General features: G+C 69.6%; 8 protein-coding genes. 6 read left to right on the top strand and 2 right to left on the bottom strand.

Annotation, left to right across the window (positions count from 1 at the left end; genetic code table 11):
- Positions 1-16 precede the first annotated feature (16 nt).
- Positions 17-2746, bottom strand: coding sequence for an alpha-mannosidase (locus ACGFRF_RS34965; protein ID WP_393747100.1), 2730 nt, complete (start codon positions 2744-2746; stop codon positions 17-19).
- A gap of 269 nt (positions 2747-3015) precedes the next feature.
- Complete coding sequence (locus tag ACGFRF_RS34960; protein WP_393746981.1) at positions 3016-4764, bottom strand: right-handed parallel beta-helix repeat-containing protein; 1749 nt, start codon at positions 4762-4764, stop codon at positions 3016-3018.
- A gap of 276 nt (positions 4765-5040) precedes the next feature.
- Between ACGFRF_RS34960 and ACGFRF_RS34955 the strand changes: the two genes are divergently transcribed.
- The 6 genes from ACGFRF_RS34955 to ACGFRF_RS34930 all read left to right on the top strand — a co-directional run bounded on the left by ACGFRF_RS34955 (position 5041) and on the right by ACGFRF_RS34930 (position 12889).
- Entirely contained in the window at positions 5041-6036 is a 996-nt protein-coding gene (locus ACGFRF_RS34955) for a LacI family DNA-binding transcriptional regulator (protein WP_393746979.1), read from the top strand.
- Positions 6037-6496: 460 nt separating this feature from the next.
- Positions 6497-7792: a hypothetical protein gene (locus ACGFRF_RS34950; RefSeq protein ID WP_393746977.1), complete on the top strand. Its 1296-nt coding sequence runs from the start codon at positions 6497-6499 to the stop codon at positions 7790-7792.
- Positions 7793-7854: 62 nt separating this feature from the next.
- Positions 7855-9099, top strand: a complete 1245-nt coding sequence (locus tag ACGFRF_RS34945; RefSeq protein ID WP_393746975.1) for an extracellular solute-binding protein — start codon at positions 7855-7857, stop codon at positions 9097-9099.
- 49 nt (positions 9100-9148) lie between these two features.
- Complete coding sequence (locus tag ACGFRF_RS34940) at positions 9149-10210, top strand: carbohydrate ABC transporter permease (RefSeq protein WP_393746973.1); 1062 nt, start codon at positions 9149-9151, stop codon at positions 10208-10210.
- Positions 10194-11087 (top strand): carbohydrate ABC transporter permease, encoded by an 894-nt coding sequence (locus tag ACGFRF_RS34935; protein ID WP_393746971.1) that lies wholly within the window; start codon positions 10194-10196, stop codon positions 11085-11087. Before ACGFRF_RS34940 ends, ACGFRF_RS34935 begins: the two co-directional genes overlap by 17 nt.
- Positions 11084-12889, top strand: coding sequence for a TIM-barrel domain-containing protein (locus ACGFRF_RS34930; RefSeq protein WP_393746969.1), 1806 nt, complete (start codon positions 11084-11086; stop codon positions 12887-12889). Before ACGFRF_RS34935 ends, ACGFRF_RS34930 begins: the two co-directional genes overlap by 4 nt.
- Positions 12890-12939 lie beyond the last annotated feature (50 nt).

Below are 12939 nucleotides of genomic sequence, written 5' to 3'. Positions count from 1 at the left end.
TGGCGGTCGCGGGTGCCTACCGGAGCACGACCGTGCGGATCTCCCAGGGCCCGAGGGCGAGTTCGAGCCCGTCCGCGGCCGGTGTCCGCCGAAGGGGGCGGCCGAGCAGGTCGACTGTGGTGGCCTCGGTGAACGCGCCGGTCACGCGCACGGTCGATCCCGTGTCGCTCATCGCCGTGAGCCGCAGCTCGGTCCCGGCACCCCGTTCGTGATCGAGGACGCGGCGGATGCTCGAGACGAGCACGTCGTTCCCCTCGACCCGCACACCGGGCGCGTCGGGGGGAAGCGGGCCTCCGACGGGCGCGGTGCCCCGGGCGACGAGTACGTCGTTGCGGAACTCCTCGGCGAGGGCGACCGCGTTCGCGCCCTGCCAGCCGGTCGCCGAGGGCAGGACGGCGAACCGGTTCACGATCCGCGCACCGAGTTCCTGGGCACCGGGTGCGGGAATCTCGCTCGCCGCGGGCTCGTCACGCAGGGGATGGATGTTGACGCTGATCGAGCCGATCGCGCGCAGCAGGGTGAGGGCCAGCTCACGGCCGTCGTCGACGAGTTCGTACTCGCCGGAGTGGTCGAGCAGGACGGTGACGGCACCGGCCGAGACGAACGAACTCGCGGGGAAGGTCGGGATCGGGTATTCGCCCCAGCCGCCCTCGGCGGTGAGCCCCCGCTCGGTGACGGCGAACTGGCCGGCGGACGCGGAGACGGCCGCCGGTTCGGGGAGCGGCACGTGGAAGCGCAGCCGGTGGTCGGCGGACTGGTTCAGGAACGATGTGGTCAGGCGTACGAAGGGCTCACCCGCGCGCACCTCCACCAGCGTCTCCACGGGGGTCGGCAGGGTTCGGCCGCTGCGCAGGTCACGGTCGTCGGACAGGGCGACGGGCCACTCGTAGACGCGGGTGACACGCATCCTCGAACGCAGCGGGCCGCTCTCGAGCAGTTCGACGGCGGTCTTCGCCGGCGTCGACACGAGCACGTCGTGCGCCGGGGGCGCGTAGTTGTAACTGTCGCCGCGGTCGCCGCCGTCGACGAGGCGGCCGACTCCGCGCAGCACGGTGCCGTCGGCCCCGGTCACGTCCAGGGTGCCGTCGGCGGCGATCACGACCTCGACCAGTCCGTTGGACAGTGTGCGGGCCGTCTCGTCTCCGCGCGCGGGCGCCGCGACGGGTGCGGCGGGCCGGTCGCTCGGTCCGACCCGGAAGCTCGTAAGCCCCGAGGCGGGAACGGTCACGGGCACCAGTGCGGTGGCCCGGGCCTCCTCCAGCGTCGTCACCCGCCATTCGCCCGGATGTGCCGCGGCGGCGTCGGCGACCTCGCGGCGCAGGATCAGCAGGTCGAACGGTCCGCTGGTGGGCACTTCGGCGAGGTGGAAGACGAGCGATCCCGGGGTGAGCTCGTAGCGGTCGATGAGACGGCCGAAGAGTTCGCGGCGATGGATCCGGCGCAGCACGCGCTCGAGGTGCGAGGCGTCCATACGTTCATCGCTGAGCACGGTCGGGGCTTCGGAGATCAGCTGCACCGGACGGACCGTGCCGTCCGCCCCGGTCGCCGCCGGCGTGGATCCCTGGGACGGTCCCGCGACGTCCACCTCGACCAACGTGGTACGGGGGAAGGGCAGCGGGTTGGCGACCAGGTGGCCGTCGCCCGGCACCCGGGCGGCGGGCTCGGCGAGGGCCGCGTCCCGCACCGCGCGGGCGGTCTGCGCGGCTTCGGCCAGACGGGCCTCGACCTGTTCGCAGGTCTCGTCGGTGCCGGAGCCGACGACCGAGTCGTGCGCCGTCGACTCGATGATCTTGTGCCAGGCCAGGGAGAGGAACGGCGCGTCGTCCTCTCGGGACCACAGGGCGTTCATCCGCTCGGCGTGGTCGACGGTGCGCTCGGCGACGGCCATCCGCTGCTTGAGGCCGAGGCGTACGGAGAGCACGCCCGGGAGGATGTTGCCGCGCACGTGGCTGCGCAGCTCACCGGTGACGACGGTGGTCACCTCGTCGCGCACGTGGGTGCGGATGTATGCGTCGAGCGTCGCGATGGTGATGGGGCGCTCGTCGCTGGAGGCGCGCCGCAGCCAGGAGGCCAGACGCGGGTCGGGCGCGTTGTGGTCGGTGCCCGCCATCGCCAGTACCGGGTCGCCGCCCCAGCGCCCGGCGGTGATCTGCGCGTACTCGCCGAGCGCGCGGCCGATCTGGTCGGGTACCAGCAGGACGTCGAGGCCGTTGTCGTAGCCGTCGAAGAGGAACTCGGTGCGCACTTCGGAGCCGTCGGGGGCGCGCCAGCGGAAGGCATGACCGTCGACCGTGCCGGGCACACCGCGCCACAGGGCCGCGTGCTCGATGCCGGCGCGCGCCAGGATCTGCGGCATCTGTGCGATATGGCCGAACATGTCGGGGAGGTAGCCGATCGGCATCGAGCCTCCGAGCTCCGCCGCGGCCGCCCAACCCATCTGCAGGTTGCGCACGATGGTTTCACCGGAGCAGAGGAATTCGTCGAGCAGGATGAGCCACGGCCCGATGGCGAGCCGGCCGGCGGTGACCAGGGCCTCGATGCGGTCGCGGTTCTCCGGCCGCATCTGGAGGTAGTCCTCGATCGCGGCCATCTGCCCGTCGACGGTGAACCGGAAGTCGGGATCGGCCTCGGCCGTTTCCAGCACGGTGTCGAGGGCGGCGACCAGCCGGTGCCGAAACACCTGGAACGGTTCATACCACTCCCGGTCCCAGTGGAAATGGGGCACGAAGACGGCGGCTTTCTGCATCACGACGGGGACCTTCTGTGCGGGCGGGGCGCGGGAGGAGCGAGCGCGGGGATACGCGTCACCTCACGGAGCCGACGGCGAGCCCGGTACGCCGGAACCGCCGGCGCAGGCTGCTTGCTTGAGGGATGTTGGACGCTCATCAGGTGTTGGGAATTGGTGGAAAGTGTGGGCTCCCGTGCGGTCGAGTGTCAAGGCGTCCGCGTCACATGTGTTCGGCGGGCCGGCAGCGGTGTGACCGGGTCGGTGGTGAGCGTCGCCGACCCATGCGCTCACGGCCGGAGCGTGCCCGACGTTCCTTCCACGACCACGTCCGAGCAGCCTTCGGCGGCCACGAGGCCGGACTCGGTGAAGGCCTCGGCGCCGGTGCCCGTCAGGTGGTTGCCGGTGACGCGAAGCCCGCGGACGGAGCGGGCGCGGACGACCGGGGCGTGGGCGTCCTCGAAGACGTTGCCGCTGATCGTCACGTTGCGGTGCACGGGGTGAGCGGGGTCGAGGACGGCGTTGGTCGGCGCGATGAGCACCGCGGGAGTGGACGGACGCAGGAAGGTGTTGTCTCGGATCGTGAGGTCGGCGACCGGCCCCGACTCGTACCACTCCTCGGCGTCGGCGGAGACGTAGACGCCGGCCATGGTCACGCCGTCGAAGAGGTTGCCCTCGATGACGACCGGCCGACGGGTCGTCACCAGGACTCCGCGGGTGGGCACGTTGACGAAGTGGTTGCCGACGATGTGCACCGACGCCGTGGCGGTGACGTTCTCGGCGACCCAGTGCTCCGGCGTGACGGCGGGGGGCAACGGGCGGTCCAGGGTCACGGTCATGATGCGCCGGTCGTGTGCGTCGTCCCGGTCGTGGGGACCGTCGACGGCGGTGACGCACGCGGTGAAGCCGGCCTCGGTGTCCAGGGTGGCACGAGCGGTGAACTCGATCGTGTCACCGGGCCGGAACGCGGGGAAGCCGGCCGTCTCCGGGTGCCGGTAGGCCAGCGTCACGATGTCGTCCGCCACCCGGTCGGCCACCACGAGGTACGTGCCGTGGACGTTGACCGGGTCGTCGTGCGGCCCGTCGAAGACGCAGTCGGCGATCCGCACATGACCGGCCATCGACGACAGGTTGATGAAGTCGGCGAACCCGGCCGAGGTGCGGCCGGTGGCCGGGTCGGCGCGGAAACGGACATCGCGTACGGTCAAGTCCCTGCTCATCTGCCCGACGAGGCCGAAACCGTGGAGGTAGTGCGCCGAGACGTCGCGGATCTCCACCCGTTCACTGCCGCCGACGAACGCGCCCGGATGGTCACGCACTGTCGGGCGCATCTGGTAGACGAGCCCGACGTCCTCGGGGGCGTCGGCGTAGCGGTAGGACAGGCGCAGGCGGTGGCCGGGGAGTTGACGGACGGCGGCCACTTCGTCGAACAGGGGGTTGCGGTCCCGCCAGGTGCGCCGGGCCACCGGATCGTGCACCTGCGTGTACTCCATCGCGTTCGTGCCGCTCCAGTACGGCTCGCCGTCGGCGGGGCTGGGCTCGCCGAGCCAGGTGACGGTCGTGCCGTCGATCCGGAAGCGGGCGTCCGCGGGCAGGGCAAGCTCCCGCCAGGCCGTGGTGCCGTCCGTGCCGGCGTCGGCCACCGTGGCGTCGACGACCCGGGGCGAGACGTAGTCGAAGGAGAACCCCTCGAAGCGGACGTCGGCCGAGTCGATCGCCGCGAACGCGGTCTGCGCACCGTGCAGCACCAGGGCGGCGCCCCTGCCGTCGATCACCAGATCGCGGGCGTTCTCCACGAGGAGTGCGATGGTCTTGGACAGGTGACGCCGATCGGCGCCCACGGTGTTGGAGACGTACAGGTCGCGGCGCTCGGCCCGCTCCGGATACAAGTGGTAACGGCCGGGCGGGAACCGTACGGTCACCGGCGCCGTCACGGCGCAGGCCGTGCGCAGGGCCTCGGCGACCGCTGCGGCGCTGTCGCGGGTACCGCTCGGGTCCGCGCCGAACGCGGTGACATCGACCATGGTGCGAAGCGCCACGCATACTCCTTGTTCGGGGGTGCCGGGCCCACGTCATACCGGACAGCCGAATGGAGTTGACGTTGCCCTAATGTCCGGTCAAAGTTCTGGCGCGTCAGTGTAGCCAGCCCGAATTCACCCTCTGGAAGGCGTCGTGCCGGCCCACCCCCACGGGCCGTCGGCGGGCTGAGCGCAGCCCCGCCCGGCCCCGGCGGGGGCGGGCGGCAGCTCGATGGCTGGAGTGATCCCGGTACACTCGCAACACGCCAGGCGGCGCCGTTCACCGCAGAGGGAGTCATGGCCAAGGTCGGGATCAGCGACGTCGCGGCGCGAGCGGGCGTCAGCGAGGCCACTGTCAGTCGCGTCATCAACCGCCGCGGGGTCGTCGCGGCGGCGACACGACGCCAGGTGGAGGAAGCGATCCGCGAGCTGGGCTACGAGCGCGGGGCGCAGAGTCAGCTGGTCGTGGTGCTCACCCCCGGGCTGGCCCAGCCGTTCTTCGGCCACCTGTGCGAGCTGATCGAGTCGGCGCTGGCGTCGCAGGGCTTCCGGGCCATAGTGGCCTCCACCACCGTGGGCGGGCTCCAGGAGATCGACTTCATCTCCTCGACGATGGACCTGGGCATCGCCGGTGCGGTCTTCGCGTCGGCCAGCAACACGCTGATCGGTGCCGACCCGACCGTCTACCAGTTGCTCGCGGAGCGCAAGATCCCCTTCGTGCTGGTGAACGGCCCGATCGAGGGTCACCCCTCGCCCAGTTTCTCGACCAATGACACCGTCGCGGCGGAGCTGGCGGTCGACCATCTGTGGGGGCTCGGTCACCGCGACATCGGCTTGATCGTCGGGCCGGTGGGGAACCGGCCGAGCGAGCGCCGGCTGGCCGGGTTCGTCCAGTCGATGACCGCGCGCGGTGTCGCCGATCCGCAGCGGCTGGTCGTCCGACAGGTCTACAGCGTCGAGGGCGGCATGTCCGCCGCCGGGACGCTGCTCGACCTGGGGGTGACGGCGATCGTCGCGGCCAGCGACTACATGGCTCTCGGCGCGATCCGGGCCGCCCGGCGCCGGGGGATGTCGATCCCGGAGGACCTGTCGGTGGTCGGCTACGACGACTCGCAGGTCATGGACTTCGTCGATCCGCCGTTGACCACGGTGCGCCAGCCCGTCGAGCGGCTTGCGCAGTCGGTGTCGACGGCCATGGTGCACCTGGTGAACCGCAAGCTGGTCCCCTCGGGCGAGCTGCTGTTCGACCCGCAGCTGATCGTGCGCGGCTCCACTGCGCCGCCGCGCTCCTGAGGCGTTGCGAAGCCCACTGCCGCCTTCCACCAGGACTCGCTCCAGACCAGCACCGGCGGCATCACGCCGCCTGACCCCTGCGCCATGTCGACTCGAAGATCACCGGGGCGCCATTGACGGATGATTGACGGATCCGTCATAAGTACGTCATCCGCCGGCAGGACACCTTCCGCAACCTGGCGCAGCAGCGGCCTGGAACGAGCCGAGCGGCTGCCCCACAGGCCACAGTGGCGCACTCTCGGACACGCTCCGGACGTCCGTAACACTTCTCATGCCCTCGCTGCCTGCGATGATGGGCACACGTTTGTCGCTGAGCAGGTTTGAAACATCGATGCATTGACCTGAAGTTGACGTGCGTGTAACACTCCCTTTCATGGCGCAGGGACCACTATTTCCGCAGCCCTCCACACGTTTCAGCGGCCCAAAGCTGCACAACACCATGCTCCAGGCGAGATCGTCCATGACGGATCTTGTCGAATCTTTCATTTGGGCGTCACAGCGGGCGCGCGAGTGGGTACAGACCGGACAGCGCGCGGACTTCCTGCCGAGTTACTGGGCGGGACTCACCGACCGGCCCATGTTCTACTCACGGGATCTGGCCCACCAGATGCTCGGCGGCCACCTCCTCGGCCTCGACGCCGAGAACCTGGCGATGCTCCGGCACTTCGCCGCCTCCGCCACCGAGCGGCGCGGCTGGTACCCGTTGTGGGCCTTCCTGTTCGACGGCACCCCCGCGGCCATCGACTACCACGACGACGACGACTTCGTCCGCGAGATCCCGGCACCGTTCGAACTGGTGGAGAAGGCCGTCGAGCAGTACCGCTGGACGCGCGACGAGCGGTTCCTGCGGACGCCGGAGATCTCCGCGTTCATCCGCACCACTCTGACCTCGTTCGTGCAGGCCCACGACCCACTGGGGACCGGAGTCGCCGGTGAGCGCGGCAGCGGCAAGATCTTTCAGGGAACGGCCACGTACAACGAGGTCGAGCATCCGCCGCACCTGCTGGTCGCGGCCGACGGCATCGCCAGTCAGTGGGCGGCCCACGCCTCGCTCGCGGGCGTCGCGGCCGATGCGGCGCTGGACCCAAAGTTCGCGCGCTGGAACGCCCAACGGGCGGCGGCTCTGGAAACCGAGTTCGCCGAGCGCTGGTGGCTGGCGGAACACGAGCACTACACGGCGGGCTTCACCCAGGAAGGGCCGGTCAGCGGATTCGGGCTGGAGAGCACGTGGTTCCCGGCGGTCAAGGGCCTCATGCGGCCCGACGACAGGGCAACCGCCCACCTGGACTTCCTCAGCGCCTGCCTGGAGAAGAGCCCGCCGCACAACATCGAAGCCTTCACCTACCTGCCCGAGGCCTATCTCCGTTACGGACGTGACGAGGAGGCCCTTCGGTGGATCCGGTTCCTGGCGGAATCCCGCGCCGACTATCCGGAGGTCCCGTTCACTCATGTCGCCCACATCGCGACCGGCCTGACCGGCCTGAGCGTGGGACCGCGCGACGGCGAGGTGCGCACCCGCTCGCACATCCCGGCGGACGCCTGGCTGGAGGTCGACCAGATCGCCGCCGGCACCTCGACCATCGGTGTCCGCCACGAGGGACACGAGGCGAGCGAACTGTGGGTGACCGCCGGCAGCGGCATCACCTGGACCAGCACCTGGCCGGACGGCCGCACCACCCGGGTGGACGTCCCCGTCGGCGGACGGGTGCGCGTCACCGCCGACGGCGACACCACCGTAGCTCCTGAGCAGAAATGAACCGCAACACCTCCCCAACGGCACCCCGCAACGACAAGGACCTTCCCGTGTTGAGAACCGCAGTGACAGCCGCCATAGTCGTCGGCTGCATGGCCTCCCTCGCCGCGTGCAGCAACGAGAGCGGGGCCACCCCTGGAGACAGCGGCGGCGATTCCGCGTCCATCTCGTTCGCCTATTGGGGCAGCAACGAGGAGAACGCGACGATCAAGAGCATGGTCGCCGCCTTCGAGAAGGCCCACCCCGACATCCACGTCGAAGCCAACTGGATCCAGAGCGACTACGAGCAGAAGCTCCAGACGTCCATCGCCGGCGGCGACGCCCCTACCGTGGCCGCGATCTCCAACACCTCGCTGCCGAGCTTCTACACCGTCTTCAAACCGGTCAGCGTCGACAAGAGCGCGTACTACTCCCCGGCCGTCGCCAAGGCGGGCAACGTCGACGGCACCGACTACGCCGTGCCGTTCGTGGCCAAGAGCAAGGTCATGGCCATCGACAAGGCCGGCTTCCGCAAGGCAGGCCTCCCGGTGCCGTCGGGCACGACGCCGCTGAGCACCGGGGACTTCGTCGCCGCGGCGAGGAAGATGACCAGCGGCTCCGGCTCCGCCAAGGTCTACGGCTCCGCACCCCTGTGGTACGACGGATGGCTGTTGGCCGACGGAGGCTCCTACTACAACGCCGACGGCACGAAGTGCACGATGGGCGACGCGGCGGGAATCCGGGCCGCGAAGACCGTGGTCGACTCGGTGAAGCCCGACGGCTTCGCGCCGACCTCGATCGCCGCCCAGGGCCAGGACATGTTCCAGTGGCTGGCACAGGGCAAGGTCGCGACGCTGCCCGACTTCGGCCCCTGGAACATCGCGAAGTTCGCCGCGCTGGACTCCTCCCGCTTCGCTCTCGTCCCCATGCCCGGCCGCGGTGAGCCCATGGAGGTCGACGGCCTCGGCATCGCCAAGAGCGCGAGCGCCGCGCAGGCCAAGTCCGCCGAGACCTTCACGAAGTTCATGAGCACCGACCCGGCCGCCCAGAACCTGCTGGCGTCCAAGACCTCCGCGTTGGGCGTGCCCGTGGTCGATGACTCGCTGGCCGCCTTCAAGTCCGCCGCGCCCAAGGCCAATCTCCAGGCGTTCATCGACGCCGTCGAGCACGCGGTGACCACGCCGTACGTGAAGAACAAGGTGCAGATCGAGAGCACCTTCTCGACCGCTCTGAACTCCCGCACCGCGATCGGGACCGGCCACGAGGACCCGGCCACCGTGCTGCCGCAGCTTCAGGACAAGTGCCAGAAGATGCTCGACGCGACCAAGTAACCCCTAGGCGGACGGCCGCGAGCGGCAACGAGAAGGACCGATCCTCAACATGTCAGAGATAGTGAAGGGCCTGGAGGGCCTCCTCGCACGGTTCCACCTGGATGTAGCGCTCCAGCCCATCGTCGCCTTCGTCATCATGATGGCCGTCGTCTTCGGGCTTGTCGGGGCCGCCCTGTGGCTCGCGGTGAGACGAAGGTGGATCGGTCGCGCGACCGCGGCGTTCTGGCTTTTCGTCTCCCCCTGGATCGTCGGTTTCCTGCTGTTCACGGGCGGCCCGATGGTCTACTCCCTGATTCTGTCGTTCACCCACTGGGATCTGCTGAGCCCGGCGAAGTTCGCCGGGCTCGCCAACTACCGGCAGGCGCTGCACGACCCGGACGTCGGGCAGGCCGTCAAGGTCACTCTGCTGTACGCGGTGCTCAGCGTCCCGGCGCAGACGGTGCTGTCGCTCGCGGTGGCGCTGCTGATGAACGTGAAAGTCAGCGGCATCCATGTGTTCCGCACCATCTGGTATCTGCCCTCCCTCGTGAGCGGGGTCGCCCAGACCGTGCTGTTCATCTGGGTGTTCAACCCCGAACACGGTCTGGTCAACGGGGTGCTCAGGGCGCTGGGTGTCGAGGGTCCGAAGTGGCTCTTCGACCCTGACTGGGCGCTGTCGGCGGTCGTCCTCATGAGTCTGTGGACCGTCGGCGGAAACATGATCATCTATCTGGCAGGACTTCAGGACATACCGTCCGAACTCTACGAGGCGGCCGCACTCGACGGCGCCGGCCGCCTCCGCGTCCTGTGGAACATCACCATTCCGCAGATCAGCCCGGTCATCTTCTTCAACGTGGTGACAGGACTCATCTACGCGATGCAGACCTTCACCCAGGGCTACGTCATCACCCAGAACGGCGGCGGCCCCTCCAACTCCCTGCTGTTCTACGTCGTGTACCTGTACCAGAACGCGTTCAAGTTCTTCCAGATGGGCTATGCGTCGGCCCTCGCCTGGATCCTTTTCCTCATGATCATGGTGCTCACGGCGATCGTCTTCCGGGGCAGCAGTTTCTGGGTCTACTACGAATCCCAGCGTCCCAAGGAAGGGAGGCGGCGTGTCCGCGCCAAGTAAGACGATGCCTCGCGCACGGGCCGGGAGGACCGCACGCGACCGGCGAACGCGGCACGACGGGACGCCGGCCGCGCGCTACACCGCGCTCGCCGTCCTCGTCGTGGGCTCGGTCGTGTTCGTCTACCCCTTCCTCTGGATGATCGCGACGGCGCTGCGCACACCGGAAGGTGTCTCCAGCGGGGGAATCGCGTTGTGGCCCGTCCAGTGGCAGTGGTCGAACTTCTCGAGCGGCCTGAACTCGTTCCCGTTCTGGCGGTACTTCCGCAACTCGCTGCTCAGCACGCTGGTGCCGGTAGTCGCGGTCGTCTACTCGTCGTCGCTGGTGGGTTTCGCGTTCGCGCGGATCCGGGCCCGCGGTTCGAACGTGCTGTTCGGGATCGTGCTGGCGACTCTTCTGCTGCCGCAGGAGGTGACGATCGTTCCGCAGTTCATCCTGTTCAAGAACCTCGACATGATGAACACGTTGTGGCCGATCATCGTGCCCACCTTCTTCGGGTCGGCCTTCTTCATCTTCCTGTTCCGCCAGTTCTACCTGAGGCTCCCGGAATCGCTGACGGACGCCGCGATCCTCGACGGCGCCGGATGGTTCCGCATCTGGTGGTCGGTCTACCTTCCGCTGTCACGCCCGGTGCTGATCGCGACCGCGGTCCTGCAGTTCATGTCGTACTGGAACAACTTCTTCCAGGCCGCGATCTACATCACCGACGACAAGTGGAAGACGCTGCCGCTGGCACTCGCCGGATTCCAGTCGGTGAACGGCACCAACACACCACTGCTCATGGCCACGACCGTCGTCGTGACCCTGCCCTGCGTACTGATCTTCTTCCTCGCACAACGCCACATCATCGGCGGAATCTCCTTCTCTGGAAACAAATGACTGACACTCCATCCCCGGCACCGGCGTCCTTCTGGGTGCCCGGACGGGACAACGCCCCACCGCAGGAACCCGTGTTCCTGGGCGCGACCGCGGCGGCACGGGGACTACGGCTCCAGGCGACCGACACCGGCACCGCTCAGGCGACCGAAGTGGCCGACGGGGTGTGGGAGGTCTCGTTCCGCACCGGCCGTGCCGCGCTGGAGCTGACCGTCCTGATCCCGGCGGCGGACGCGGTCACCTGGTGGCGTCCGGGCAGCACCGTGCCGCATGCCACGATCCCGCCGTCCTGGGGAGACCCGGCCGACACCACGGCGCTCGCCGGCATCCCCCTCGGCGCCCTGCTGGTGCGCCAGGACCGGACCGGTCTCGTCTACGCGCTCGACGCGGGCAGCCACCGCACCTCCGTGCGCGCCGGACTGGTCGAGGAAAGCGCGGATTTCGCGGTCATGGTGACCGTGGAGGACGCGCGGCCCGGCGAGGAGATCCGGCTGCTGCTCGACGTCTCCGGCCGCCCTTTCGCCGAGGCCGTACCGGACACCGGGCGCCGGCTTCAACGGGAGAGCCGGCCGGCGGTGGCACCCGGCGCGGAGGACGCGGTGCTGTGCACCTGGTATTTCGCCCACCAGGACGTCACGGCCGCGGCAGTGCTGGCCCAGGCCGACCGCGCCGCCGCGCTCGGCTTCGGCGTGGTCATCGTGGACGACGGCTGGCAGACGATGTCCCTGGCCCGCGGCTACGGCTCGTGCGGCGACTGGGAGGCGGCCGCGGAGAAGTTCCCCGATCCGGCCGGGATGGTCGCCGATCTCCGCGCGCGGGGACTGCGCACCATGTGGTGGGTGGGCACCCCCTTCCTGGGGTTCCGCGCACGGGCTCGTGCGGCCGGTCTCGCCACGCGGTACGAGGAGACCGACCTCGACACCGCGGTCCTCGACCCGCGGGACGACGCCACACGTCGCTACCTCGTGGAGCGCATCCGTGACCTCGTGGTGAAGACCGGCGCGGACGGCGTCAAGCTCGACTTCCTCGAACGGTTCGCCACGCCGGTGCCGGACGATCCGTCACCCCACTCCCCCGTGGCGGCGACCGTGCGGTTGCTCGCGGAGATCACGGACGCCGTCAGGGAGGCCGGTCCCCAGCCGCTGATCGAGTTCCGGGAGCCGTACGTGCACCCGGCCGTCGGCCGGTTCGCCACCATGCTGCGGGTGGGCGACTGCCCGCTGAGCGCGACCCAGAACCGGGTCGGCATCATCGACCTGCGCATGGCCCGGCCCGGCACGCCGATCCACAGCGACCCGATCATGTGGGCCGCGGACGACTCCGCCGAGCGCGTCGCACACCACCTGATCAACGCGCTGTTCGGTGTCCCGCAGGTGTCCGTGGACCTCGTACGGCTCGACGACGCGCCGTCGGACGCGCTGGCGTTCTGGCTGCGGGTGTGGCGCGTGTACCGGCAGACGCTGCTCCACGGCGAACTGCACCCGGAGCGGCCCGACCTGCTCTACCCTCTGGTCGCCGCCCACGACGGCGACCGTCACGTCGTCGCCCGCTACGCGCCGCACGCGGTGACCCTGCCGAAGGGGCCGTGGCGTGAGGTATTGATCGCCAACGCGGACGACAGCGCGCCGCTGGTGGTCAATGACGCGTTCCCGATGAGCGTTCGGCTGGAGATCTGGGACGCGCGTGGCCGTCGAACCCACCGGTCGCTCGCGAAGCTGTCGTCCGGGCCGTCGGTCCTCCCGGTGCCGTCCGGTGGTCTGGCCCGTCTCAGCCACCCGGACGTCGACCCCGGCCCGGAACTGTAACGGCGGGGTCCTGCCGCCGGCCGCCGCGGCGGGCGCTCCCCCCTCCGCGA

It is taken from the genome of Streptomyces sp. NPDC048521, from assembly GCF_043199855.1.
Lineage (GTDB): Bacteria > Actinomycetota > Actinomycetes > Streptomycetales > Streptomycetaceae > Streptomyces.
The sequence above is the reverse complement of the archived record's forward strand: the minus strand, read 5'-3'. Positions and strand labels throughout refer to the sequence as shown.